This is a genomic window from Zoogloea sp. (assembly GCF_028689785.1).
Lineage (GTDB): Bacteria > Pseudomonadota > Gammaproteobacteria > Burkholderiales > Rhodocyclaceae > Zoogloea.
This window is the reverse complement of sequence record NZ_JAQVCN010000010.1, coordinates 59,798-84,134: the sequence shown is the minus strand read 5'-3', so window position 1 is coordinate 84,134 and position 24,337 is coordinate 59,798. Positions and strand designations below refer to the sequence as shown.

30 protein-coding genes and 1 pseudogene are annotated in these 24,337 nt (G+C 63.6%); 6 read left to right on the top strand and 25 right to left on the bottom strand.

Features of this window, described 5'->3' with window-relative positions:
• Nucleotides 1–22: 22 nt before the first annotated feature.
• The 13 genes from rsxC to bioB all read right to left on the bottom strand — a co-directional run bounded on the left by rsxC (nucleotide 23) and on the right by bioB (nucleotide 11,389).
• A complete protein-coding gene (rsxC, locus tag PHI64_RS07330; protein WP_299880884.1) occupies nucleotides 23–1,705 on the bottom strand; it encodes an electron transport complex subunit RsxC in 1,683 nt (560 codons plus the stop codon).
• Between the two features lie 80 nt (nucleotides 1,706–1,785).
• Nucleotides 1,786–2,337 (bottom strand): electron transport complex subunit RsxB, encoded by a 552-nt coding sequence (gene rsxB / locus PHI64_RS07325; RefSeq protein ID WP_299880881.1) that lies wholly within the window; start codon nucleotides 2,335–2,337, stop codon nucleotides 1,786–1,788.
• 14 nt (nucleotides 2,338–2,351) lie between these two features.
• Nucleotides 2,352–2,936: an electron transport complex subunit RsxA gene (gene rsxA / locus PHI64_RS07320; RefSeq protein WP_299880878.1), complete on the bottom strand. Its 585-nt coding sequence runs from the start codon at nucleotides 2,934–2,936 to the stop codon at nucleotides 2,352–2,354.
• A gap of 96 nt (nucleotides 2,937–3,032) precedes the next feature.
• Nucleotides 3,033–4,046 carry a quinone-dependent dihydroorotate dehydrogenase gene (locus PHI64_RS07315; protein WP_299880875.1) on the bottom strand — a complete coding sequence of 338 codons (1,014 nt, stop codon included), beginning with the start codon at nucleotides 4,044–4,046 and terminating at the stop codon, nucleotides 3,033–3,035.
• A gap of 41 nt (nucleotides 4,047–4,087) precedes the next feature.
• A complete protein-coding gene (locus tag PHI64_RS07310; RefSeq protein WP_299880872.1) occupies nucleotides 4,088–4,591 on the bottom strand; it encodes a hypothetical protein in 504 nt (167 codons plus the stop codon).
• On the bottom strand, nucleotides 4,588–5,328 hold the full coding sequence (locus PHI64_RS07305) for an arginyltransferase (protein WP_299880869.1): 741 nt from the start codon (nucleotides 5,326–5,328) through the stop codon (nucleotides 4,588–4,590). Before PHI64_RS07305 ends, PHI64_RS07310 begins: the two co-directional genes overlap by 4 nt.
• A gap of 6 nt (nucleotides 5,329–5,334) precedes the next feature.
• Nucleotides 5,335–6,039 (bottom strand): leucyl/phenylalanyl-tRNA--protein transferase, encoded by a 705-nt coding sequence (aat, locus tag PHI64_RS07300; RefSeq protein ID WP_299880866.1) that lies wholly within the window; start codon nucleotides 6,037–6,039, stop codon nucleotides 5,335–5,337.
• 74 nt (nucleotides 6,040–6,113) lie between these two features.
• Entirely contained in the window at nucleotides 6,114–6,650 is a 537-nt protein-coding gene (locus PHI64_RS07295) for a C40 family peptidase (protein WP_299880862.1), read from the bottom strand.
• Between the two features lie 248 nt (nucleotides 6,651–6,898).
• Complete coding sequence (gene serB / locus PHI64_RS07290) at nucleotides 6,899–7,729, bottom strand: phosphoserine phosphatase SerB (RefSeq protein ID WP_299880859.1); 831 nt, start codon at nucleotides 7,727–7,729, stop codon at nucleotides 6,899–6,901.
• Nucleotides 7,729–8,805, bottom strand: coding sequence for a 3-deoxy-7-phosphoheptulonate synthase (locus PHI64_RS07285; protein ID WP_299880856.1), 1,077 nt, complete (start codon nucleotides 8,803–8,805; stop codon nucleotides 7,729–7,731). Before PHI64_RS07285 ends, serB begins: the two co-directional genes overlap by 1 nt.
• Before the next feature lie 36 nt (nucleotides 8,806–8,841).
• Nucleotides 8,842–9,489 carry a pyrimidine 5'-nucleotidase gene (locus PHI64_RS07280; protein WP_299880853.1) on the bottom strand — a complete coding sequence of 216 codons (648 nt, stop codon included), beginning with the start codon at nucleotides 9,487–9,489 and terminating at the stop codon, nucleotides 8,842–8,844.
• 9 nt (nucleotides 9,490–9,498) lie between these two features.
• The gene (locus PHI64_RS07275; RefSeq protein ID WP_299880850.1) at nucleotides 9,499–10,383 is read right to left on the bottom strand and encodes a methyltransferase domain-containing protein; all 885 of its coding nucleotides are present in this window, start codon (nucleotides 10,381–10,383) and stop codon (nucleotides 9,499–9,501) included.
• A gap of 16 nt (nucleotides 10,384–10,399) precedes the next feature.
• Entirely contained in the window at nucleotides 10,400–11,389 is a 990-nt protein-coding gene (gene bioB, locus PHI64_RS07270) for a biotin synthase BioB (protein ID WP_299880847.1), read from the bottom strand.
• A 105-nt stretch (nucleotides 11,390–11,494) separates the two neighbouring features.
• On the opposite strand from bioB, the pseudogene PHI64_RS07265 reads away from it, so the two are divergent.
• From PHI64_RS07265 to PHI64_RS07255, 3 genes and pseudogenes are all read left to right on the top strand, one after another.
• Nucleotides 11,495–11,656: pseudogene (locus tag PHI64_RS07265) on the top strand (double zinc ribbon domain-containing protein); the annotation flags it as partial.
• 45 nt (nucleotides 11,657–11,701) lie between these two features.
• The gene (locus tag PHI64_RS07260) at nucleotides 11,702–12,172 is read left to right on the top strand and encodes a ComF family protein (protein WP_299880915.1); all 471 of its coding nucleotides are present in this window, start codon (nucleotides 11,702–11,704) and stop codon (nucleotides 12,170–12,172) included.
• Between the two features lie 33 nt (nucleotides 12,173–12,205).
• Nucleotides 12,206–12,670, top strand: coding sequence for a tRNA (cytidine(34)-2'-O)-methyltransferase (locus tag PHI64_RS07255; RefSeq protein WP_299880844.1), 465 nt, complete (start codon nucleotides 12,206–12,208; stop codon nucleotides 12,668–12,670).
• A gap of 39 nt (nucleotides 12,671–12,709) precedes the next feature.
• On the opposite strand, the gene PHI64_RS07250 is transcribed toward PHI64_RS07255, so the two are convergent.
• From PHI64_RS07250 to PHI64_RS07225, 6 genes are read right to left on the bottom strand one after another with little or no spacing between them, the layout of a single operon-like run.
• Nucleotides 12,710–13,690, bottom strand: coding sequence for an NAD(P)H-dependent glycerol-3-phosphate dehydrogenase (locus tag PHI64_RS07250; protein WP_299880840.1), 981 nt, complete (start codon nucleotides 13,688–13,690; stop codon nucleotides 12,710–12,712).
• 4 nt (nucleotides 13,691–13,694) lie between these two features.
• Entirely contained in the window at nucleotides 13,695–14,150 is a 456-nt protein-coding gene (locus PHI64_RS07245; RefSeq protein ID WP_299880837.1) for an SH3 domain-containing protein, read from the bottom strand.
• Nucleotides 14,150–14,617, bottom strand: coding sequence for a protein-export chaperone SecB (gene secB / locus PHI64_RS07240; RefSeq protein WP_299880834.1), 468 nt, complete (start codon nucleotides 14,615–14,617; stop codon nucleotides 14,150–14,152). The genes PHI64_RS07245 and secB overlap by 1 nt, the downstream gene beginning before the upstream one ends.
• Before the next feature lie 37 nt (nucleotides 14,618–14,654).
• Nucleotides 14,655–14,924: a glutaredoxin 3 gene (grxC, locus tag PHI64_RS07235; RefSeq protein WP_299880831.1), complete on the bottom strand. Its 270-nt coding sequence runs from the start codon at nucleotides 14,922–14,924 to the stop codon at nucleotides 14,655–14,657.
• A gap of 2 nt (nucleotides 14,925–14,926) precedes the next feature.
• The gene (locus PHI64_RS07230; protein ID WP_299880828.1) at nucleotides 14,927–15,334 is read right to left on the bottom strand and encodes a rhodanese-like domain-containing protein; all 408 of its coding nucleotides are present in this window, start codon (nucleotides 15,332–15,334) and stop codon (nucleotides 14,927–14,929) included.
• Between the two features lie 27 nt (nucleotides 15,335–15,361).
• On the bottom strand, nucleotides 15,362–15,679 hold the full coding sequence (locus PHI64_RS07225) for a metalloregulator ArsR/SmtB family transcription factor (RefSeq protein ID WP_296563887.1): 318 nt from the start codon (nucleotides 15,677–15,679) through the stop codon (nucleotides 15,362–15,364).
• Between the two features lie 193 nt (nucleotides 15,680–15,872).
• On the opposite strand from PHI64_RS07225, the gene PHI64_RS07220 reads away from it, so the two are divergent.
• The 3 genes from PHI64_RS07220 (at nucleotide 15,873) to moeB (ending at nucleotide 18,582) form a co-directional block, all read left to right on the top strand.
• A complete protein-coding gene (locus PHI64_RS07220) occupies nucleotides 15,873–17,288 on the top strand; it encodes a S41 family peptidase (RefSeq protein ID WP_299880823.1) in 1,416 nt (471 codons plus the stop codon).
• A gap of 21 nt (nucleotides 17,289–17,309) precedes the next feature.
• The gene (locus tag PHI64_RS07215) at nucleotides 17,310–17,765 is read left to right on the top strand and encodes a hypothetical protein (RefSeq protein ID WP_299880820.1); all 456 of its coding nucleotides are present in this window, start codon (nucleotides 17,310–17,312) and stop codon (nucleotides 17,763–17,765) included.
• A gap of 61 nt (nucleotides 17,766–17,826) precedes the next feature.
• Nucleotides 17,827–18,582, top strand: a complete 756-nt coding sequence (gene moeB, locus PHI64_RS07210; protein WP_299880818.1) for a molybdopterin-synthase adenylyltransferase MoeB — start codon at nucleotides 17,827–17,829, stop codon at nucleotides 18,580–18,582.
• On the opposite strand, the gene PHI64_RS07205 is transcribed toward moeB, so the two are convergent.
• The 6 genes from PHI64_RS07205 to glyA form a co-directional block, all read right to left on the bottom strand.
• Entirely contained in the window at nucleotides 18,568–19,545 is a 978-nt protein-coding gene (locus PHI64_RS07205) for a sterol desaturase family protein (protein WP_299880815.1), read from the bottom strand. The genes moeB and PHI64_RS07205 overlap by 15 nt on opposite strands.
• Nucleotides 19,542–20,282: a polysaccharide deacetylase family protein gene (locus PHI64_RS07200; protein WP_299880812.1), complete on the bottom strand. Its 741-nt coding sequence runs from the start codon at nucleotides 20,280–20,282 to the stop codon at nucleotides 19,542–19,544. The genes PHI64_RS07205 and PHI64_RS07200 overlap by 4 nt, the downstream gene beginning before the upstream one ends.
• On the bottom strand, nucleotides 20,279–21,235 hold the full coding sequence (locus tag PHI64_RS07195; protein ID WP_299880810.1) for a beta-propeller fold lactonase family protein: 957 nt from the start codon (nucleotides 21,233–21,235) through the stop codon (nucleotides 20,279–20,281). The genes PHI64_RS07200 and PHI64_RS07195 overlap by 4 nt, the downstream gene beginning before the upstream one ends.
• A gap of 131 nt (nucleotides 21,236–21,366) precedes the next feature.
• On the bottom strand, nucleotides 21,367–22,455 hold the full coding sequence (ribD, locus tag PHI64_RS07190; protein WP_299880807.1) for a bifunctional diaminohydroxyphosphoribosylaminopyrimidine deaminase/5-amino-6-(5-phosphoribosylamino)uracil reductase RibD: 1,089 nt from the start codon (nucleotides 22,453–22,455) through the stop codon (nucleotides 21,367–21,369).
• A gap of 13 nt (nucleotides 22,456–22,468) precedes the next feature.
• A complete protein-coding gene (gene nrdR, locus PHI64_RS07185; RefSeq protein ID WP_299880804.1) occupies nucleotides 22,469–22,948 on the bottom strand; it encodes a transcriptional regulator NrdR in 480 nt (159 codons plus the stop codon).
• 31 nt (nucleotides 22,949–22,979) lie between these two features.
• Nucleotides 22,980–24,230 carry a serine hydroxymethyltransferase gene (glyA, locus tag PHI64_RS07180; protein ID WP_299880802.1) on the bottom strand — a complete coding sequence of 417 codons (1,251 nt, stop codon included), beginning with the start codon at nucleotides 24,228–24,230 and terminating at the stop codon, nucleotides 22,980–22,982.
• Nucleotides 24,231–24,337: the final 107 nt, after the last annotated feature.

Below are 24,337 nucleotides of genomic sequence, written 5' to 3'. Positions count from 1 at the left end.
GGGCGGGTTCCAGGCGGCGCGCTCAGGCCTGGCCGGCCGGGGGTGGGGTTTCGGTGGGCGGCTCCAGGGCGGCGCGACGGGCATCGATGGCGGCCATCTCGGCTTGCACGCCGGGGTTGGTGACATCTGTGTTCTTTGGGGCGACCTGCGCCTTCTGTTGGCGGGCCTTTTCCATGGCAGCCTCGATCAGGGCGCGCTTGGCGTCGTCTCCGCCTGGCTTGGCGGCGGGCGCGGCCCCGGGGGCCGCGGTCTCACCGGCGACCTTCTCGCGGGTGGCGGCTGCCTTGGCGGCGAGCTTTTCGGCCTTTTCTTGTTTCTCCCGCTCTTGCCGGAGGTTCTTGAACTCGAAGCGTTCGCGGGCAGTGTCGGCGGCTTCCTTTTCCCGCTCCCGGGCCCAGATCTCGCTCTTGGAGAAGCGGAAGTAGTCCACCAGCGGAATGTGGGAGGGGCACACGAAGCTGCAGCAGCCGCATTCGATGCAGTCGAAGAGGTGGTATTCCTGGGTCTTGCCGAAGTTCCGGGCGCGGGAGAACCAGTACATCTCGAAGGGCGCGAGGTCGGCCGGGCATGCCTTGGCGCACTCGCCGCAGCGGATGCAGGGCATTTCCGGTGGCGGGGGCGGAAACAACGCCGGGCTGCCGACCAGGATGCAGTTGGTGGCCTTGACGACTGGCACGTCGAAAGCTGGCATGCGCACGCCCATCATTGGGCCGCCCATGATGTAGCGGTCGGTGTCGTGGCGGGCGCCGGCGAGGCGTACCACGTGGTCCATCGGTGTGCCGATCAGCACTTCGTAGTTGCGCGGGGCCTTCACGTTGCCGGCCACGGTGACAACCCGGGAGAGCAGCGGCCGGCCGTGCTCAAGGGCGTCGTGGATGCTGTAGGCCGTACCGACGTTGAAGCACTGCACGCCGAAATCAGTGGAGCGGCGCCCGTGGGGAACTTCAATGCCGGTGAGCACCCGGATGAGCTGCTTGGCGCCGCCCGCCGGATAGCGGGTGGGGATGGCAATGGCCTCGATACCTTTCTCGCCGCTGGCAGAGAGGGCGGCCTGGATGGCGGCAAGGGCTTCGGGCTTGTTGTCCTCGATGCCGATCAGCACCTCCCGGGCCTGGAGCATGTGGCGCATGGCGCTGATGCCCTTGAGCATGTCGGCGGCCCTCTCGCGCATCAGCATGTCGTCGCAGGTGATGAAGGGCTCGCATTCGGCTCCGTTGATCACCAGGGTGTCGAGGCTGCCTTCCTTGCCCGGCTTGAGCTTGAGGTGGCTGGGGAAGACGGCACCGCCCAGGCCCACCACACCCGCGTCACGCAGGTAGTCACGTAGTTCGTCGGGAGTGGCGGCACGAACGTTGATCCGGTCGAGCTCGCCCCAGCGATCTTCGCCGTCGGGTTCGATGACGACCGACAGGGTAGTAAGGCCGGAGGTGTGGGGCATTACCGCCGGCAGCACGTCACGGACGATGCCGGAAGTGGATGCATGCACGGCCGATGAAAGGTTGCCGTCGGCACCACCGATGCGCTGGCCCTTGAAGACCCGATCGCCGGGCTGCACCAGCGGGCGGGGGTGACCGCCAACCGATTGATGCAGGGGAATCACAAGCCTGTCCGGAAGGGGCACAGGGGCTATGGGGGTGGTGGTGGACTGTTCTTTGTTGGTCTGGGGCTTGACGCCACCATGGAACTTGAAGAGTTTGCGCAGCATGTCAGATCTGCCCGGATGCCCGGAGGGTTGGATTCGCACCCTGAGGGCCAGGGGGGCGGTGTGCGTGGAGTCGGTTCATGCTAGGCGGCGTGCCTGATCTGGAAGACCGGATAGCGCCATTTCCACGTGTCTACCGTCTCGGCGATGGGCTCCATGGCAATGCAGTCCACAGGGCAGGGGGCCAGGCATAACTCGCAGCCTGTGCAGTCAGCAGCGATGATGGTGTGCATCTGCTTGGCGGCGCCGACGATGGCGTCCACCGGGCAGGCCTGGATGCACAGAGTGCAGCCGATGCAGGTGGCTTCGTCGATCACTGCCACGGACTTGGGCTTTTCAACCCCGTGTTCTTCGGAGAGCGGCTTGAACTCGCGCCCGAGCAGATCGGCCAGCTTGCGGATGCCTTCTTCACCACCCGGTGGGCACTGGTTGATTTCGGCTTCACCGCCGGCGATGGCATTGGCGTAAGGACGGCAGCCAGGGAAGCCGCACTGGCCGCACTGGGTCTGCGGAAGGATGGCGTCGATCTTGTCGACCAGCGGGTCGCCTTCGACCTTGAACTTGATGGAGGCAAAGCCCAAGCCCGCTCCGAGGAGCAGGGCGATGCCAGTCATGACGAGGAGTGCGGTGAGCATTTTGGTGAGGGCGCTCAGTGATACTTATCGAGGCCGGCAAAGCCCATGAAGGCCAGGCTCATCAGGCCGGCAGTGACCATGGCGATGGCGGTACCCTTGAACGGCGCAGGGACGTCGGCACCGTCGAGGCGCTCGCGGATACCGGCGAAAAGGATGAGAACGAGGGAGAAACCGACAGAGCTGCCAAAGCCGAAAAGCAGGGATTCCAGCAGATCGTGGTGCAGGGCTACATTGAGCAGTGGCACGCCCAGCACGGCGCAGTTGGTGGTGATCAGGGGCAAGTAGATGCCGAGCACCTGGTGCAGCACCGGGCTGGTTTTCTGGATGACCAACTCGGTGACTTGCACGATGGCAGCGATGATCACGATGAAGGCCAGCGTGCGCAGGTAGTCGACGCCCGCGGGAATGAGGACGTAGTGATCGACCAGGTAGCTGGTGCCGCAGCCCAAGGTCAGTACGAAGGTGGTTGCTGCCCCCATGCCGATGGCCGTGTCGAGCTTTTTGGAGACACCCATGAACGGACACAGTCCGAGAATGCGAACCAGCACGACGTTGTTCACCAGAACCGCGCCGAGGATCACGAAGAGATAGCTGGTCATGTCAGCCGCAGAGGGGAAGGGCAGGGGCTGGATTATCCCGCGCTGGCTGGCCGGGGCTCAAGCCTGCTGTGAGTAGGGGCAAATTGGTGGAGAACATCAGGTGTAGTCGCGGGTTTCTGCCACTGCCTCACGGACCAGTGCAGGGCCGCGGTAGATCAGACCGCTGTAGATCTGGACCAGCTTTGCTCCGGCATCGAGCTTGGCGCGGGCTTGGCGGCCGTCAAAGACACCGCCGGCGGCGATGATGGGTAGCTCGTTTTGAAGCGCCTTGGCAAGGGCGGCCACGATGGCGGTGGACGCCTCGAACAGGGGTGCGCCGGATAGGCCACCCTGCTGATCGCCAAACGGGATGCCCTGAACCTTATCGCGGGCCAGGGTGGTGTTGGTGGCGATCACGGCGTCGATGCGGTGTCGGCGCAGGGCGTCGGCGATGTTGGTGATCTGGGCGTCGTCCAGGTCGGGAGCAATCTTGAGGGTGATCGGTACGTAGCGGCCGTGCCTGTCGGCGAGCTCGGCCTGGCGTGCTTTGAGCTGGCCAAGAAGCGAGTCGAGCTCTGACTCACCCTGAAGCTGGCGCAGGTTCTTGGTGTTGGGTGACGAAATGTTGACCGTGATGTAGCTGGCCAGGGGGTAGGCCTTGTCGAGGCAAATCAGGTAGTCATCGGCGGCCCGTTCGATGGGGGTGTCGGCGTTCTTGCCGATGTTGATGCCGAGGATGCCCTTGAACTTCATGGCCTCGACGTTGCCGATCAGGGCGTCGATGCCATGGTTGTTGAAGCCCATGCGGTTGATGATGCCCTTGACTTCGGGTAGCCGGAACATGCGTGGCTTGGGGTTGCCGGGCTGAGGGCGGGGGGTGATGGTGCCGATTTCGATGAAGCCAAAGCCCATTCGGGCTAGTCCGTCAATGACCTCGCCGTTCTTGTCGAGGCCGGCAGCCATGCCGATGCGGTTGGGGAAGCTGAGGCCCATGACTTCGACCGATCTGGACGGAAGCGGCTTGCCGGCTGGCAGCAGGCGCCCGGCGACATTCAGGCCAGCCAGGGCGGTTTCATGGGCAGTCTCCGGATCAAGGGAGAAGAAGACGGGGCGGGCGATTTCGTAGAGCATCCGCCATTCTACCGCAGTGCGGAAAAGCTATGTTTCGACGCTCAATCGACGGCGAAGCGGACCTGCAGGCCGAGATAGCCGCTGTAGCCGGGGAGGTTGGGAAGGGCGACCAAGTTGGCACCGACCCGGCCGGCCTGGATGGATGCGGCGGGCAGGACTAGAACCGGTGAGGGATAGCCGCTGGCGATAAGGCCGAAGGCCCCGAGCCGCACGGGGCCGATGCTCAGGGGCATCCAGCGGGCGCCGGCGTAGAAGGTGTTGCGGTCGTAGCTGTTGCGGAAATAGCCTGCCGTTGCTACCCATGGCGTGCCGGCGAATTCCTTCTCGATGCCTGCACCCGGGTTGTTTTCACGCCAGTCGCGGCGGTCGGGCTGAAAGTGATGGGAAATGCCGGAGAGTACCAGCCAGTGGCGCCCGGGCGCGTCGATGAACTCATCGACAGGGGAAATCGCCCGGGCCGGGGCGCTGATGGCGGCAAGAAGGGCAAGGCAGGGCAGGGTGAGGAGGGGGCTGTGTCGGATGCTGGGGCGAGCAGAGTGGGTCATTCGAGTTGGGCGATATCGGTGTCGGTAAGGGTTTGCCACTGCCCGCCGATGCGCCCCTGGAGCGGCCTGAAGCGGGCTTTGTAGGCCATCTTGCGGCTGTCCCGGATCCAGTAGCCGAGATAGAGGTAGGGGAGCTTGAGCTCCCTGCAGACTTCGATCTGCCACAGCACACCAAAGGTGCCTAGCCCGGGCCCTGAAGATTCGGGCTCGTAAAAGGTGTAGACGCTGGATAGCCCGTCGGTGAGGCAGTCGATGACGCTGACCATGCGCAGGATGCCATTCTCGCGAAACTCGATGAGGCGGCTGTCTACATGGCTCTGTAGCAGGAAGTGGGCGTACTGCTCCCGGTTGTCTTGGTCCATGCCGCCGCCGGCATGGCGGCTTGCCTGGTAGCGCTGGTAGAGCAGGTAGTGCTCCTCGATGAATTCGAGGGGCATTTCCCGGGGCTGGAGGTGGCCGCAGGCCGTCCAGGCGCGGCGCTGGCTGCGATTGGGGCGGAAGGCGGCGACCGGTATACGCACCGGAATGCAGGCGCGGCAGGCATCGCAGTAAGGGCGATAGGAGAAGATGCCGCTGCGCCGGAATCCGCTATGCACCAACTCGCTGTATAGCGGTGTATCTATGAGGTGGCTGGGGGTGGCAACCTGCGACCGCGCCTGGCGGTCGGGCAGATAAGAGCACGCGTAAGGCGCTGTGGCGTAGAACTGCAGCAGGGAGTAGGGATAGTCCTTGAGCATCGGGCACTACGTCCAGGGGTGAGTCGCGCCATCCTCGGGCCAGCGTGCTGGCGGTGAGTCCATGTTGGCAAAGGCATCCAGCAGCTTTGCAAAATCGTCCCGGGCGATTTCCCGGCCGCCCAGAGAGGCCAGATGCCGCGTGGTCATTTGACAATCTAGCACGCGGAAATTGCGTTGCTCAAGAAAGCGCGTGAGGTGGGCGAAGGCTATCTTCGATGCATCCGTGCGCCGGCTGAACATGGATTCGCCAAAAAAGGCCTGACCCAGGGCCATCCCGTACAGCCCGCCGGCCAATTCGTCATCGATGTAGGTCTCGACGCTGTGGGCGTAGCCGAGTTGGTGCATGCGGATGTACGCCGACTGGATATCCGGTGTGATCCAGGTGCGTCCTCCGGGCTCGCGGGGGGCTGCGCAGGCGCGGATGACGCCAGCGAAGTCATGATCGAGGCGGACCTGGTAACTCCCCTTGCGGAGGGTCTTGTGCAGGGAGCGGGTGATCCGTACCTCGCCGGGAAAAACCACCATGCGGGGGTTCGGGCTCCACCACAGGATGGGCTCACCGTCGTTGAACCACGGGAATATGCCGCGATGATAGGCGGCGAGCAGCCATTCGGGGCTGAGGGAGCCACCCGCGGCGAGGAGTCCGTTGGGTTCGCGGAGGGCGCGGGAAAGGGGCGGAAAGGCTGGGCGGTCACTCAGCCAGGGAATCATGCCGTCTCTTGGAGCGTGGGATCTTGGTGTTCGGTCGCCGCATATGCCGGGGAGAGCTGACCCGACGAAGCGGGTCAGTTGGTCTGAGACTGCCGGGACTGGGTGCCAGGCAGAACGCGACGGGCACCGTCATAGCGGGCAGCCCAGTAGCCGATGCGCATGTCTTCGACACGGACTACTCCGCCGGAGGACGGGGCATGAACAAACTGGTTGTTGCCGAGGTAGATGCCGACGTGGGAGAAGGTGCGGCGCATGGTGTTGAAGAACACCAGATCACCCGGCTTGAGCTCGTTGAGAGTGACCTGCTCGCCCATCTGGGACATCTCGGCCGCAGTTCGCGGCATGCCGAAACCCAAGGCGTCGGCGAAGACCTTGCCGACAAAACCGCTGCAGTCAAAGCCGGTAAGCGGGCTGGTGCCACCCATGCGATAGGGAACACCAAGGAAGTTGAGGCTGCGATCAACCAGCGAGCGCACGGAGTCGGTGTAACGTTCGAAAACCGATGGGGGCGGCGCTTCGTCGTTGCCGCGGTATTGGGGCTCGGAGGCGAGGACCGCACCAGTGGAGGCGATCGCTACAAAAAAGCCGATTATCGTCTTCTTGATAGGCATCGCGCGAATATACCTTTGCCCGAAGTGGGTGTAAAGAATTTCGACAAATCTATTCATGCTGTCATGCAGCATGTGCATTGCGCCACGGTGAATCTGTTTCGGCGTCGCTAGGATGAAACTGCACTGGACGCGAGCAGCAAGGTTGGAGAGACCGCGCGGGAGATGGGCTGAACCGGTCGGCAAGTCTCCATAAAAGGGCCCTTCGGTTTTTCCACGCCAAGCGCTCGTGCCGGTCGCACCAGATTCTTTCAGGTGAACAATCGGAGAATGCCGTCCAGCCCGGCGTGGCTGATGGCATGGGTTGCCTGTTTGCGCACCACTGGCTTGGCGTGGTATGCGATACCAATGCCGGCTTCGGACAGCATCGGCAGGTCGTTGGCCCCGTCGCCGGCGGCGATTACGCTCTCAGGCGCAAAGCCGTGGTGCCTGCGCACCAGCTGGAGAGTATGGCGCTTGGCCTCGCCGTCGATGACATCCCCTTTGACCTTGCCGGTGAGTTTGCCGCCCCGGATTTCCAGCTGGTTGGCGACGGCATAGTCAAAGCCGAGCTGCTTCTGCAGGCGTTCGGTGAAGTAGGTGAAGCCGCCGGAGACCAGCACGGTTATGATGCCGGCCTGCTTGAGGCCAGCCATCAGTGTTTCAGCGCCAGGGTTGAGGCGCAGGCGTTCCTGAAAGACCCGGGCCAGGGCTTCCTCGGGCAGGCCTTCAAGCAGGGCCACTCGTCGGCTGAGGGATTCACGAAAGTCCAGTTCGCCACGCATCGCGGCTTCGGTGATTGCCGCCACTTCGCGCTTGAGACCCTGCATGTCGGCGATCTCGTCGATGCATTCGATGCTGATCAGCGTCGAATCCATATCGGTGACGAAAAGGCGGAAATCCTTCAGGTGGCGGTTGTTGGGAACGAAGGCGAAATCCAGCTCGTGGGCCTCGCAGTAGGCTTCGAGATCCGGGTGGGGTTGGGCGCCGATGAGCCGGAAGGCGTTGTTGCCGAGCCGGCCGAGGCCTTCCGAGCTGGTCAAAGTGGCGAGATCCTTCAGGGCGCGGGTTTCGACCTTCTGCCCCTGAACTACCAGATTCATCAGGCCGCGCTCCGCTTCGGCAGGATGTCCCGCAGGATGTCGCGGGTGTTACGGATCATCTCCTCGGTGGTGCTCCAGTCAACGCAGGCGTCTGTCACGGAGCAGCCGTAACGCAGCTGGGAGAGGTCGGCGGGGATGGGCTGGTTGCCGGCCTCGATGTTGCTTTCGATCATCAGGCCGACGATGGAGCGATTGCCTTCGCGGATCTGGTGGGCGACGTCACGCATGACCAGGGGCTGGTACTCCGGGTTCTTCCATGAATTGGCGTGGGAGCAGTCGATGACAATGTTGGCCGGCAGCCTGGCCTTGTTGAGCGCCTTTTCGGCCAGGGAGACGGAGACGGTATCGTAGTTGGGGCGGCCGCCGCCACCTCGCAGCACCACGTGACCGTGGGCGTTGCCGCGGGTGCGGATCACGGAGGACTGGCCCTGACCGTTGATACCCAGGAAGCTATGGGGATGAGAGGCTGACAGGATGCCATTGACGGCGGCGTCGAGGGAACCGTCGGTGCCGTTCTTGAACCCGACCGGAGTGGACAGGCCGGAGGCCATCTCGCGGTGGGTCTGGGATTCGGAGGTGCGGGCGCCGATGGCGGTCCAGGCGATCAGGTCACCGTAGTACTGGGGTGCAATGGGGTCGAGGGCTTCCGTGCCGGTGGGCAGGCCGACTTCGTTGACTTCCAGCAGGAAGCGACGAGCCTTCTCCATGCCTTCGTCGATGCGGAAGGAGTCGTCCATGTACGGATCGTTGATGTAGCCCTTCCACCCAGTGGAGGTGCGGGGCTTCTCGAAATACACGCGCATCACCAGAACAAGAGTATCGGAGACTTCGTCGGCCAGCTTCTTGAGGCGGCGGGCGTAGTCGATACCGGCAACCGGATCGTGGATGGAGCAGGGGCCCACCACGACGAAAACCCGTGGGTCCTTGTGGTCGAGAATGGCCTGCAGGGTCTGGCGGCCCTCGGTCACGACCTTGGCGGCGGTGTCGCTGAGGGGCAGACGGGCGGTGATCTCGTCCGGCGAGGGCATGCGGTCGAAGGCCGCAATGTTCAGGTTTTCAGTCTTGGAGTTGGGCATGGCGGACTCGCTGTCTGGATAGCGTAATCCGCCATTTTACCCCGAAGTGATGCTCCTGATTGCGTGTCGAGCCAGCCCCAGTACGGAGGGCAATTGGCAATCCACGAAATCGGGCTGGCGCAGGCTGCGGCTGATCCACACCGTCTTCATGCCCAAACGCTTGGCGGTGCGCAGGTTTTCGGCGCTGTCTTCAACGAGGATGCAGCGCTGGGGGTTGAGCCGGTGGTCCTTGATCAGGTGCTGGAAGCCAGCAAGCTTGGGCTTGGGGTGGAAGCGCATCTGTTCGACTGAATACACATCGGCAAACAGTTTGCGTATGCCCATTACGTCCAGCACGGACTCGGCGTAACGCAGCGGACCGTTGGAGAAGACGATCTTCTTGCCCGGGAGGCGGCGCAGGAGGTGACGCACGGCACTGTCGAATACCACCATCCGCGTCAGATCGGGAAACTGGTGGGTATGGTGGAGGAAGTGCTCCGGCGGTGTGCCGTGGTGGCGCATCAGGCCGGTTAGGGTGGCGCCGTAACGCTTCCAGTACTCCACGCGCAGCCGGTTGGCGTCCCGCTCATCGAGATCCAGATGACGCATGAGGTAGGCGGTCATGCTGCGGTTGATGTGCGGAAAGATGTGCGGGCTGGCGTTGTGCAGCGTGTTGTCCAGGTCGAAGAGCCAGATCGGGGGCATGTGCTAAGACTAAGCCGGCTTGCGTTCGAAGCGGACGATGGCGCGGCCGTCATCCATGACCTTGGGGGCGGCCTTCCAGGCGTGGCCATAGACCACCTCGACGGTGGCCGGAAGGCGCCCGTCCCGGCGCAGCTGTTCGTAGTTGGCCCGGAGCGCGGCCCAGTGGCCTTTGCCGACGAGGCCACGAGGGCGGCTAAGGGCGGCATTTGTGGAGCCGCTGGTGCGCAGGTCGTGGAACAGGTCGTCCAGGCGGGTGTAGGTGACGGTGAGCATCTCCATGTCCATCACTGGATCGGAGAAGCCGGCGCCAACCAGGGCGTCGCCCAGATCGTGCATGTCGATGAAGCGGTGCAGGTGTTCTGCGTTCGACGGTGGCAGGGCGGCGCGGAGCTCCTTGAGGGTGTCCGGACCGAGGGTGGAGAACATGAGCATGCCGCCTACTTCCAGCACCCGGTGAATCTCCTTGAGGGCCGGCAGCGGATCGTGCAGCCACTGGAGCATCAGATTGGACCAAGCCAGCGACACTGACGCGCGGGCTAGGGGCAGGGCGGCGGCGTCTGCGCAGACGAATTCGGGATCAGCAGGTTTGCCGAAGCGCATCAGGCGCTGGAGCAGCCCTTTTTCGCCGCGGGCCTGGGTGAGCATGGTCGAGGCACTGTCGACAGCGATCCGCGGGATGCCCGGGTAGCGTTCGGCAAAGGCAGCCAGGTCGGTGCCAGGGCCGCAGCCTAGGTCGAGAATGCGCTTGGGCTCGATGCGGATGTAGTCGAGGCGCTCGCCCATGCGCCGGGAGATCTCCCGGGCCAGCGTGTCGACCGAAGCGTAACCGGCAGCGGCCCGCTCGGCCCGACGCCGCACGAGGCGTGGGTCGAGCTGGAAGTCCGGCAGAGTCATCGGGGTCCGGCTGGCCTCAGACGGATTTGAGTCCGAGACGGGCGAACAGCGCGTCGTCGGAGTCGGCATCCGGGTTGTCGGTGGTCAGCAGGCGCTCGCCGTAGAAGATGGAGTTGGCACCGGCCATGAAGCACAGGGCCTGGATGCCTTCACCGAGTTCCTGGCGGCCGGCCGACAGACGCACGTAGCTCTCGGGCATGGTGATCCGGGCGGCGGCGATCATGCGAACGAAGTCGAAGGGGTCGATGGGCTCGGCTTTGTCGAGGGGCGTGCCTTCCACCTGCACCAGGTTGTTGATGGGCACGGAATCCGGCGGCGGGTTCATGTTGGCCAGCTCGGCTAGCAGGGCGGCGCGGCTCTTCTTGGTCTCGCCGAGCCCGACGATGCCGCCGCAGCACACGTTGATGCCGGCGTCGCGCACCTTTTCCAGGGTGTCGAGGCGATCTTTCAGGGTGTGGGTGGTGATGATCTGGCCGTAGAATTCGGGCGAGGTATCGATGTTGTGGTTGTAGTAGTCAAGGCCGGCGTCTTTGAGTTGCTCGGCCTGCCCGTCCTTCAGCATGCCAAGGGTAACGCAGGTTTCGAGGCCGAGGGCTTTTACTTCGCGCACCATGTCGAGCACCGGGGCGAGATCCTTTTCCTTCGGGCCGCGCCAGGCAGCGCCCATGCAGAAGCGCGATGCGCCCTTTGCTTTGGCCGCGCGGGCGTTGTCGAGCACCTCGCTCAGGGGCAGCAGAGCTTCCTTCTCGAGGCCCGTGTCGTAGCGGGATGACTGGGAGCAGTAGCCGCAGTCTTCAGAGCACCCACCTGTCTTGATGGACAGCAAGGTGGAGCGCTGAACGGCGTTGGGGTCGAAATGCGCCCGGTGCACTTGTTGCGCACGGAACACCAGATCGTTGAAGGGCAGGGCAAACAAGGCCTCGATTTCGGCCACGCTCCAGCGTTTGCGTGCAGGGGCGTTGGTGGCTGTGGGCGTGTTCTCTGCGTGGGCGACGGTGACGGTCATGGTGATGCACCCTTTTTATAGGCTGTAATTTTGAATTACGAAGCTCTCAAGTTTCCCTGAAGGGGTCTGGACTTGTCAAATCAAGCGCTTGGATTGCGCCCTTGGGTGGGCTCGGTACTGGAGGCCTTTTTCCCCCAGCAGTGCTTTGCGTGCGGCGCGGGGTGCGGCAGTGCCGTGCTGTGCGCGGACTGCCTGCAGACCCTGCCTGGGCGCGGGCTGGCACGTTGTCCGAGCTGCGGGATCTCTCATCCGGCGGGGGGCGTGTGCGGGGCCTGCCTCAGCCATCCCCCTTTTTTTGATCGCACGTTCGCGGTGCTTGATTATGGGTTTCCCCTCGATCGTCTTGTCCAGGCCCTGAAATATGGGCATCGCTTGTCGGTGAGTCGGCTGTTTGTCGAGTTGCTGGCGGCCCAGCCGATGCCCGAGGCGGATCTGGTTATTCCGATGCCATTGCATGCTGCGCGGCTGCGCACCAGGGGCTTCAATCAGGCGGCTGAGCTGGCGCGGCCTTTGGCGCGGCGCTGGGGCTTGCCCGTAGTCCTGGATGGCGTGGTGCGTGATGTGGATACCGCGCCGCAGGCTGGGTTGCCGTGGAAAGCCCGGGCCGCCAATGTGCGTGGGGCCTTTCGGGTGACGGCAGGAGTTGAGGGGCTGCGGGTGGTGGTGGTCGATGACGTGATGACCACGGGTGCGACCCTTGCCGAACTGGCACGTAGTCTGAAGGGGGCAGGGGCTGTGAGTGTGGAGAACCGTGTGTTGGCACGTACGCCAAGGCCGGGTTGATCCCGATGGGCGGGGCGGGCACAATCCGCGCCCATGTTCCATGTCGTCCTCCATCAGCCGGAAATTCCCCCGAATACCGGCAACATCATGCGCATGTGTGCCAATTCGGGCGCGCGGCTGCACCTTGTCAAACCCCTCGGCTTTACGCTGGAAGAAAAGCAGTTGGTCCGCGCCGGCCTCGATTACCGGGACATGGCGGTGGTTACCGTGCATGAGGACTGGGCCAGCTGCCGGGCCGGCTTTGTGGGGCAGCGGATCTTTGCGCTGACCTCCCACGGAGGGCGCTGCTATGCCGAGGTGGCCTTCGTGCCGGGCGATGTATTCGTCTTTGGTTCAGAGTCCCGCGGTTTACCGCCGGAGCTGCACGCCGAGTTCGCCGGGGAACAGCGCCTGCGCATTCCGATGCGGCCTGACAATCGCAGCCTCAATCTGTCGAACGCCGCGGCGGTGGTGGTTTATGAGGCGTGGCGCCAGAGTGGTTTTGCAGGCGGGGCCTGAGAACGCCTGAGCAGATCTGCGGCCGTGTGGCCCGCTCGATCATTCCTGCTTGGGGTCGCGGGCGAGGAGTTGTTCCACGGCATCTCGTGCTGATAGCTTGCCAGCCAGAACACCATCGACCGCCTGCGTGATGGGCATGTCCACACCCAGATGGGCGGACAGGGCAGCCACTTCCCGGGTGGTGCTGACGCCTTCGGCTACGTGGCCGAGTGTCTGGAGGATGTCGGGGAGCGTTTTGCCTTCGGCCAGCAGCAGGCCGACGCGCCGGTTGCGGGAGAGGTCGCCGGTACAGGTCAGCACCAGGTCGCCCAGCCCGGCCAGGCCCATGAAGGTGTCGCGTCGACCGCCCAGGGCCATGCCCAAGCGTGTGATCTCGGCCAGCCCCCGGGTGATCAGGGCGGCCCGGGCGTTGAGCCCGAAGCCCATGCCGTCGGCGACACCGGCCGCGATGGCCATGACGTTCTTGACCGCGCCGCCTACTTCGGCGCCGATGAGGTCGTCGTTGGCGTAGAGGCGCAGCCGGTTGTTGTGCAGGGCCTGGACCCAGTGACGCGCAAATGCGATGTCGCGGGCGGCGATGGTGACGGCTGCAGGCAGGCCCTGGGCGACTTCTGCAGCAAAGCTCGGCCCTGTGAGCACGCCACACGGGGCCTCGGCGCCGAGCTCTTCTTCAATGATCTGGTGGGGCAGCTTGGCGGTGCCGGCCTCCAGGCCCTTGCAGGCCCATAGCAGGGGCGTTGCCGGTGCGGCAGCGCGGAGGGCGCGGGCGGTGCTGCGCAGGCCTGCCAGGGGGGTGACGACGAGGTGCAGGTCGGCCTGGGCGGCCTGCTGCAGGTCGTCGCTGAAGCTCAGGGTGGCGGGCAGTGGAATGCCAGGCAGGTAGCGGCGATTTTCGCCATCCTGGCGCAGGGCGGCAATCTCGGAAGACTCTCGGCTCCACAGGATGACGTCGTGACCACGGCTGAAGGCAATGGCCAGGGCCGTGCCCCAGGCTCCGGCACCAAAGACCGCGATACGCATGTGCTTAGAGTCCCCAGACCTGATTGACGCGGATGAAACCGCTGGTGCCGTCCCGGTGCTTGACCTTGACCCAGCCGTCGGCGGGCTTGTCCGATAGTTCGAGAACCACGTCCTTGATTGCCTCGAAGGCAAGGGGCGCGCTGGCTTCGGGCTTCTGACGGACGTCGGCGCGTGCCGCGGTGATGATGACCGTGCGCTTGTCGGACAGCTGGCGGCGTTCCAGCCACAGCAGGCTGCCGGCTGGCTCGCGGACCTTGACCCAGCGATCGATGTTCACCACCGTTTCCACGGGGGTGTAGCGCTGGATCACGAAAAGGGGTTTGCCTTGCTTCGACGGGGCGTCGTAGAGAATGGCCGGCTCGGTGAGGGAACGGTAGTCCGAGGCAGCTGCACCTGCCGCTGCGAAAGCCAGCGGCAGGCCGAGCAGCGCCGCGAGGATGGGGCGGCGGCGCTGCGTCATTATTGGATCGGCGTATCGGCCGCGGGCTGTTGGGAGGCCTGTTGGCGGTTCTGCTGGAACAGCGCTTCGAAGTTGACGGGGGCCAGGATCACCGGCTGGAAGCCAGCACGGGCCACGGCGTCGGAAACGGCTTCGCGGGCGTAGGGGAAGAGGATGTTCGCGCAACCGATCATCATGATCGGTTCCAGATCTTCCTGGGGCACGTTACGGATCTGGAAGATGCCGGCCTGGGCAACTTCAACCAGGAACACAGTCTTGTCTTCACCGAGCTTGGCCGTCACGGTGACGGTCAGTTTCACTTCGAAGACGCCTTCATCAACGGCGTTGCCTTCGGTGCGCAACTGAACACCGATTTGGGGGGCTTCGCGCTCTAGGTAGATCTGGGGTGCGTTCGGCACTTCCAGAGACAGATCCTTGACGTAAAGCTTTTCGATGGAGAAAACGGGCTGTTCTGCGGTTTCGGACATGATGGTTTTTCCGTGGATAAAAGGATTGGGCAGCTTCTCAGGCGGCTTCGCCATTCAGCAGCAGATCGAGCTTGCCTTCGTGGTCAAGGGCGAACAGGTCGTCACACCCCCCCACGTGAAAGTCGCCGATATAGATTTGCGGCACGGTGCGGCGACCGGTGCGCTCCATCATTTCGTCACGGCGGGCCGCGTCGATGTCGATGCGCACCTTGTCGATTTCCGCTACACCCTTGCGCCGCAGCAGGCCTTCGGCCCGGACGCAGTAGGGGCATACAGCGGTCGTATACATGAGCACTTTGGGTTGCATGGTCATTTTTTCCTGCGGCTTATGGGCATGCCGGCCTGCTCCCAGGCCGCGATGCCGCCTTCGAGGTTGTGCACGTTGTTGAAGCCGGCCTTGCGCAGGACGCCACAGGCCGAAGCCGATCGGCTGCCGCTCTGGCAGTTGAGGATGACCGGCTTGTCCTTGAACTTGTCGAGTTCGCCGAGGCGCTTCTCAAGCTCGCCCAGGGGGATGTGGCGTGCGTTGAGCAGGTGGCCGGCGCTGTACTCGGCGGACTCGCGGACATCTACCACGATGGCGTCTTCGCGATTGATGAGCGTGGTTGCCTGGGCGGGGGAAATACCGCGGCCGCCTTTCAGGGAGGTGACGATGAGCAGGGAGCCGCTGACGGCGGCAAGGGCTGCCCAGTACCAGTTTTGCTGGATGAATTCCACTAAACGAACTCCGGGTCGAAAAAGGGGTCAGGCGTCGTCGTTGCAGAAGACTTCGCGCATCATGACGATAAGCTGGAGTGTGCGGGTGTCGCCGACACGGTAATAAACCCGGTTGGCGTCCTTGCGGGTGAGCAACACGCCCTTGTCCCGCAGAATGGCGAGGTGCTGGGAAATATTGCTTTGCGAGGTGCCTACGGCTTCCACGATATCCTGCACACAGACTTCCTCGCTTCCGACCACGCACAGGATCTTGAGGCGCAGGGGATGAGAAATCGCCTTGAGGGCTCGAGCAGCAGTCTCGATGTGTTCCTGTTTGGCGATGAGATCAACGAAGTCTGTTTTCACGAAAGCGACGGGCGGTTAAGGGCTGAGCGACCCAATAAAATACCACTTTTTCACGAGGCTAGTGTAGAGCCCCCGGCGCGTGCCGAGTCGGGAACCTTTCCGGTTTATACTCCTCTCCCTACTCAGAATAGCTCCATTGCGGGCATGTAATGGCGTTCGGGGCCCTGGGGCCCTGCGTCCAGACGGAGACTTTATGCGCAGCAGACTGCAACAAGCCGGCCTGGTGTTTACCGGGCTTTGTGCCGGGGTTCTGATCAGCCTCAATTTCTCGGCCAACGCGGACAAGGCCGCTGGTCTGGCACCCTTGCCGGTGGAAGAGTTGCGCAACCTGGCGGATGTCTTCAACGCCATTAAGCAAGGCTACGTGGAACCGGTGGATGACAAGAAGCTCATCACCCACGCCATTAGCGGCATGCTGTCCAACCTCGATCCCCACTCCGCTTATCTGGATGCGGAAGCCTTCAAGGAACTGCAGGTGGGTACCCAGGGCGAGTTCGGGGGCCTGGGCATCGAGGTGGGTTCGGAAGATGGTTTCGTCAAGGTGATCTCGCCCATCGAGGATACGCCGGCTTTCCGCGCAGGTATCAAGGCGGGTGACCTGATCATCAAGCTCGACGATACCTCGGTGAAGGGCATGTCTCTCAACGATGCGGTCAAGCGGATGCGTGGCAAGCCCAAGACCTCCATCGTGTTGACCATCGCCCGCAAGGGCGAGGCCAAGCCGATCGTGGTGACGTTGGTGCGGGAAGTCATCAAGGTCCAGAGCGTCAAGTCGAAGGTGGTCGAGCCCGGCTACGGTTATGTTCGGGTGGTGCAGTTCCAGGAGCAGACGGCGGCATCTCTGGTTCAGCACCTCGAAAAGCTCGTAAAACAGGGTGAGCTAAAGGGGTTGGTACTTGATCTGCGCAATGATCCGGGGGGGTTGCTGCATGGCGCGGTAGGGGTTTCGGCCGCATTCCTGCCGGCAAAGGCCTTGGTGGTATCCACGGATGGGCGTGCCGAAGATGCCAAGCGAAAATACCTGGCGGTTCCGGATGATTATCTGCGCGGCGCGCGGGAGGACTTCATCCGCAATGTGCCGCCGTCCATCAAGAGCGTGCCGATGGTGGTGCTGGTAAATGGCGGCTCGGCATCGGCCTCCGAGATCGTTGCCGGCGCCCTCCAGGATCACAAGCGCGCGGTGGTGATGGGTACCCAGAGTTTCGGCAAGGGTTCGGTGCAGACCATCCTTCCCCTCAACAGCAACGCGGCGATCAAGCTCACCACGGCACGCTACTTCACGCCCAGCGGCCGGTCGATTCAGGCCAAGGGCATCGTGCCCGACATCATCGTTGAAGAAACGCCAAGTGGTGCCTCCCGGGAGCGCATGCGCGAGGCGGATCTCGACCGCCACCTCGGCAATGGCCGTGACCCGGAACCGCCGAAGCTTGAAGTCGTGCCTGTCCAGAAGAAGGAAGCCGGACCGAAATCCAAGGATAAGGACAAGCCCAAGGATGAAGTGGATGAGAGCAAGCCGCCCTTTGAGATTGCCGGCAAGGACGACTACCAGCTGGCCCAGGCTGTGAATTTGCTCAAGGGTCTGCAGATCCTCCAGAATAGCGGAAAGTAACAACGACGGCGGGGGGTGGTGATGCGACGCGAGACTGCTTACAAGCTGGCTGGACGCAAGCACGGGGCGCATCTCAACCACGCCGGAGCCGGAATCGCCAAAACCCGGGAGATCTGTTTCAAGGCCTATCCAGAGGGGCAGATCTACCAGGCGCGCCGATCCCTGGCTGCGCTGAGGGGGGTCCAGGTGGAGCCGGGGCGGCATGAGTTGGCCCTGGTTGTTCGCTACAGTGTCCTCGATTACACCCTGGAGCTTCTGGAAGAGGCTTTGGTCAATGCAGGCTTCCAGCTTGATCGGCCTCTGCTGGTGCGCCTCCATCGGGCCCTGATTTACTATGTGGAGGACACGCAGGTGCATAATCTGCGTTCGCCTGAGCGGCTCATCAAGCAGTCTCACGAGGTCTACATCAACGCCTACGCCGCCCATCCCCACGGTGATCGCGACGATACGCCGCCGGATCTGCGCGAGTTCAAGTAGGGGCCTGTTTTCTTGTGCTTCCCGGGCGCCGATGTGGCGCCATTTCTTTTTTTGCCATCCCATGAACGACGACCAGCTGCTGCGCTATTCAAGACACATTCTTCTGCCCCAGATCGGCATTGAGGGGCAGGGCGCCATTGTTGCTGCCCGGGTGCTGGTGGTGGGTGCCGGTGGTCTCGGATCTCCGGCGGCCATGTACCTGGCGGCGGCTGGTGTTGGCACGCTGGTGCTGGCGGATGGCGACACGGTGGACCTGACCAACCTGCAACGGCAGATCCTGCACAGTCAGGAGGGTGTTGGGCGCTTGAAGGTGGAATCGGGGCGAGACAGCCTGGCGCGGCTCAATCCGGAGGTGAATGTCGTGCCCCTGGCCTGCCGGCTGGAAGGCGAAGCACTGGCAGGTGAGGTCGCCCTGGCTGATGTGGTGCTGGATTGCTCCGACAATTTTGCCACCCGTCACGCCATCAACCGGGCCTGTGTGGAGGCCGGCAAGCCCCTGGTCTCCGGGGCGGCGGTCCGGTTCGATGGGCAGGTCTCGGTCTTCGACCTGCGTCAGGAGAGCAGCCCCTGCTACCACTGCCTTTTTCCGGAGGGGGAGGACGTGGAGGAGGTGCGCTGTGCCGTGATGGGCGTGTTTGCACCGATCACCGGCATCGTCGGTGCCGTTCAGGCGGCTGAGGCGCTCAAGCTCCTTGCCGGCTGTGGCGAGACCTTGACCGGACGGCTGCTCCTCCTCGATGCGCTGGCCATGGACTGGCGAACGATCCGCCTGGGGCGCGATCCGGGCTGTCTGGTATGTGCATCACAGCGCTCCTGATCGGCGGCGGGCGTTGAGTGCCCGCCACAGCAGTACCAGCCCGAGCCTCTGCTGAAGCCAGAAGTCATCCCGTGCGGCGAGTGCTTCGGCGCTGTCTTCGTGGATGCCGGTGGGGGGAAGCTGCTGCTCAAGGTGCAGGGTGCCAAAGATCGCGTCCCAGAACGGAAACAGGATCGCGAAGTTGCAGCCGTGGCGATAGCGTTTTCCGGGTGGCAAGTCCAGGGCATGGTGCCAGCGGTGGTAGCGGGGCCCGACGATGAGGTAATCGCCCAGGCGACCGAAACTCAGTCGCGTGTTGGTGTGGGACAGGTTTTCTACCAGACGCAGGGTGACCAGCAGGCCGATGAAGTGACCGGGCGGTACGCCGATCAGCAGGGACAGCCCGGCAAACCATACACCGGCAATCAGGTCGTCGAGCAGGTGATTGCGGGAGTCCGTCCAGAAAGACATCTGGCGCTGGGAATGATGGATGCCGTGTAATGCCCACCACCAGCGGAAGGTGTGGGACAGGCGGTGACGCCAGTACTCGGCAAAGTCCAGGATCAGCAGGTAGATTACAAAACTGAGCAGCGGGTGCGTGTCTAGGCCGGGCAGCCAGTCTTCGAGTTGCCGCGGGATCATGTCGTGGAAGCGCAGCCAGCCGTCCAGGGCCATGAAAGCCGGGGCCAGCAGGGCAAAGACGGCCAGGGGGATGATGCCCAGGCGGTTGAGCAGGGTGTACAGCACATCCACTCTCACGGCTTTGCGGCCGTTCCAACGTTCGGCGGGCCAGAGAGCCTCCAGTGGCCGCATGATCGAATAGGCGATTGCCAGTTCGAGAATGCCGATGAGGACGAACTCGATGCCTTCGAATCCCATTTCCACGTAACTGGCCAGGCCCAGCGCAAACAGGACGGGTTGGACCAGGCGGTCAAACAACCAGCCCTGGGTGGCGACGAAGAGGTCTGTGAGAAAGGTGATCATGGCGTCGGCACGCGGGCAAAGCAGAAACCGCGGGCCTTCAGGCCGGCGATCAGGGGATCAAGCATGGGCGCGAAAGGGTCCTTGCGGGACCAGATGCCCAGGTGGGCCATCAGGATGTCACCGTCGCGAATGTGTGCCAGCGCTCGCTCCAGCAGCATGGTGTTGGGGTGGGTGTGGGACGGGAGTTCGTCGCCGAGAAAACCGGCGACTGCCCAGTGCACGTGGCGATAGCCGCAAGCCTGGGCCGCCTTGAGGGTGAGTGGGGTGGTCCGGCCTCCGGGGGCACGCCAAAGGGGGTCGAGAGGGTGCCCCGTGAGGGCCTGGAAGCGGGTGTCGGGGGCTTTCAGTTCGGCACAGACCTGGGCTGCATCGAGTTGCGTTCGGGTGCCGTCCATCAGTCGATAGATGACCCGGCCATCGGCTCCATCTTGTTGAAAGCTGCCGTGTCGCCAGGTGTGGCTGCCGAAGGCGTGGCCCTCGGCGACCCGGGCCTTCCAGTATTCTGCCCAACTTGGGTCGAGGGCATGGTCGCCGCGCAGAGTCTTCTCCTGGGCTACGAAGAAGGTTGCCTTTACCTGATGTTTGTTGAGGATTGCTGCGATCTCGTCGGCATGGCGCATGTTGCCGGTATCGAGGGTCAGGTATACCGTGCCTCGGCAAGTCTCGGGGCTGGCGCCGTGGGCGAGACCGGCAATGGCGAGCAGTAAGGCGGGCAGGTATGGGCGGACGCGACTCATTGCCGTGGGGCGTGGTTGATGAACGATACCCCGTGAGGGGAACGTCCCACCCGGATTGAGTGGGAGATTTTTTTCTGTTCCAGGTTGACCACCTGCACTTTGCGGGCAAAGCGGGCTGTAGCCCACAGCTCCTTTCCGTCGGCACGAATCTCCATGTCGTCGGGCCCGCCGGGAACGTCGTAGCTCTCGACGAGGCTCAGGGTCTGCATGTCCACGAGGGATATGCTGCCTTTGATGGTGCGGTTCGACACGAAGACATGGCGCCCATCACCCCGGGGCAGGAAGTTGTGTGCCCCCTTTGCGGTGGTGATGCGCTTGATGGTGCGGCGGGCTCGCCAGTCGATAACTTCAACATAGTCGGCACCCATGATGCCGACCAGCAGGTAGCGGTCGTCGGGGGTCATGTGGATGCCGGCCGGGGTCGGGCCCACCGGGTGCTTCCAGGCAGGCTGCCGGGTCTTCAGGTCGATGGCGAGGACTTCGTTGGAGTCCTGCAGGGTGATGAAAACGACCTGGCTGGCCTTGTCAAAAGCCATATGGGACGGCGTTTTTTCGGCCGGGATGCGGGCGATCAGGCTGAAATCGGAGGCACGATACAGATCCACCCGGTCGAGGCGCAGTGAGTTGGCGACGAACCACGTCTTGTCGGGCGAGAAGCCGAGCTGGTAGGGGTCGGAAATGTTCTTGATGCGCTTCTGTTCCCTGCCCGTGTGTGGGTCAAAGAACACCAGTTCATTGGAGACTGCACAGGCGACGATGACCGCACTATCGTCGGGCATGGCCATCAGGTGGTGAGGTTCCTTGCAGGCTGGTGCACGGCCGGTCTCCTGGTAGCTACGGGTGTCGATGAAGCTGACGCTCTCATCCACCGAGTTGAGAACAATGGCTGTTTCGGCGTGAAGTGCCGGGGTGAGGAGGGCAAGAGCAAGAAGGGCGGTGAGGCGGAGGCGCATCGTCGGGGCGGGCGGGTTGCGGTAGCAGGCCTACCTTAACGCCACGCAGCCTCTGGCGATGACGCATCTTTCATGCGTCTGTCAAAGGTTTGCAGATTTAGCCGGAGATGTGCTTTCCCCTGTGCGGTGTGTCACTCCGGTCGCGCAATGATGCGCAGATCCCGGCCGACCATGCGCACGTCGTGGAAGGCGAGGGGGCGCTTGTTGGCGAGGCTGCCGAGGGCCGGCAGGTTGAACAGCCCACGGGCGGCATCGCCGACCAGTGCCGGGGCCAGATAGAGGACAAGCTCGTCCACACAGCCTTCCCGCAGCAGAGATCCGTTGAGTTTGAAGCCGCTCTCGGCAAGAACCTCGTTCAGACCACGGCGGCCCAGCTCACGCATCAGGGCTGGCAGGTCCACCTTGCCGCCGTCGTTGGGCAGGATGACGACGTCGGCGCCCCGTCGCTGTAGTGCGGAGATGCGGTCGGCGTCGTTGAGCGCAGCGGCGATGAGAACGGGCCCGCCATCGAGCAGGCGGGCGTTGAGGGGCGTTTCGAGGCGGGCGTCGACGACGACGCGCAGGGGTTGGCGTTCGGTGGGAATCGCCCGGACATTGAGTTGTGGGTCGTCATCGCGCACGGTGCCGATGCCCGTCAGGACGGCGCAGGAGCGGGCACGCCAGCGGTGGGCGTCACGGCGGGCATCTTCGCCGGTGATCCACTGGGAGATGCCGTTCTCGAGCGCCGTCTTGCCGTCGAGGGTGGCAGCCACCTTCAGGCGCAGCCACGGGCGGCCACGGGTCATGCGCGAGATGAAACCGATGTTGAGGTCGCGGGCCTCGGACTCCTGGATGCCGGAGTGGGTGACGATACCGGCGTCCCGCAGGCGGGCAAGGCCGCGTCCGGCCACCAGGGGGTTGGGGTCTTCCATGGCCACCACCACCCGGCTTACGCCGGCCTGGACCAGTGCGTCGGCGCAGGGCGGCGTGCGTCCGTGGTGGGAGCAGGGTTCGAGGGTAACGTAAGCTGTGGCTCCCCTGGCCCGTGCGCCGGCCATAGCCAGCGCGTGCACTTCGGCGTGGGGCTCCCCAGCACGCACATGCCAGCCTTCACCGACCCTCTCGCCGTGCTGCACGATGACGCAGCCCACGCGGGGATTGGGTGTCGTTGTGAGCAGCCCGCGCGCCGCCAGTTCAAGGGCGCGGGCCATCCACCGGTAGTCGTCGGCGGTGGCAGTCATGGGGCGGAAACCTTCAGGAGGTCTTGGGGGGGCGGCCACGGGGACGGGTGCTGACTTCACGGATGACTTCCGAGAATTCGTCCACGTCTTCAAAGGCACGGTAAACGGAGGCGAAGCGGATGTATGCAACTTTGTCGAGCTTTTTCAGCTCGCGCATCACCAACTCGCCGATGCGTTCGGAAGGAATCTCCCGCTCGCCGGAGGAAAGCAGCTTGGCTTCGATGCGGTCTACTGCGGCATCGACACTCTCGGCCGTGACCGGCCGCTTGCGCAGGGCCAGGCTCAGGCTTCCGAGCAGCTTGTCGCGACTGAACTCAGCACGGCTGCCGTTTTTTTTGACCACCTGGGGCATCTTGAGGTCGATGCGTTCGTAGGTGGTGAAGCGCTTGTCACAGGAAAGGCAGCGACGGCGGCGCCGCACGATGTCACCGTCCTCGTTTTCACGGGTGTCGGTGACCTGCGTGTTGTCGGCGCCGCAGAAGGGGCAATGCATGGGCTAGCGGGCCTGCCTGCCGGTACGGCTGTCAGGCACCGTACACCGGGAACTTGCGACAAAGCTCGGCAACCTTGGCGCGCACGTTCTCGGTGGTGGCTTCGTCATTGGGATTGTCGAGCACGTCGGCAATGAGATGCGCGATGCGCTCGGCTTCGATCTCGGTGAAACCGCGGGTGGTCATCGCCGGGGAGCCGATACGGATGCCGGAGGTGACGAAGGGCTTCTGCGGATCGTTGGGGATGGAGTTCTTGTTGACGGTGATGTGGGCGCGGCCGAGGGCAGCTTCGGCTTCCTTGCCAGTGATGTTCTTGGACTGGAGGTCGACCAGGAAAACATGGCTTTCGGTGCGGCCGGAGACGATGCGCAGGCCACGCTCTTCGCCCAGCACGCGTGCCATCACGCGTGCGTTGGCAATGACTTGTTCCTGGTAGCGCTTGAACTGGGGTTCGGCGGCTTCCTTGAAGGCCACGGCCTTGGCGGCGATGACGTGCATCAGCGGGCCACCCTGAAGACCCGGGAAGATGGCGGAGTTGAGAGCCTTCTCATGCTCGGCCTTCATCAGGATGATGCCGCCGCGGGGGCCGCGCAGGGTCTTGTGGGTGGTGGAGGTGACCACGTCGGCGTGGGGCACCGGGTTGGGGTAGTAGCCGGCGGCGATGAGGCCGGCGTAGTGGGCCATGTCCACCCAGAAGATGGCGCCGATTTCCTTGGCGATCTTGGCGAAGCGCTCGAAGTCGATGCGCAGGGCGTAGGCCGAGGCGCCGGCGATGATGATGCGCGGCTTGTGCTCGCGGGCCAGCGCTTCCATCTTGTCGTAGTCGATCTCTTCGTTCTGGTCGAGGCCGTAAGCGACGACGTTGAACCACTTGCCGGACATGTTGAGCGGCATGCCGTGGGTGAGGTGGCCACCTTCAGCGAGGCTCATGCCCATGATGGTGTCGCCAGGCTTGGCGAAAGCCATCAGCACGGCCTGGTTGGCCTGGGAGCCGGAATTGGGCTGGACGTTGGCGGCTTCTGCGCCGAACAGGGTCTTGAGGCGGTCGATGGCCAGCTGCTCGGCCAGGTCGACGAACTCGCAACCACCGTAATACCGCTTGCCCGGATAACCCTCCGCGTACTTGTTGGTGAGCTGGGAGCCCTGGGCTTCCATGACGGCTGCACTGACATAGTTCTCGGACGCGATCAGTTCGATGTGATCTTCCTGACGGCGGTTTTCGGCCTCAATGGCTTGCCAGAGTTCGGGGTCGACCTTGGCGAGGGTATTTTGCTTGGAAAACATGACGATCCGGGTGGGTTTGAGTCAAAAGGGGAGTTTAACACGGCCCTTCACGCTTGCCGAAAGCCGGTGTTCCAAAACAGTGCGGCCCCGCCCCCGTGATCTGGGGC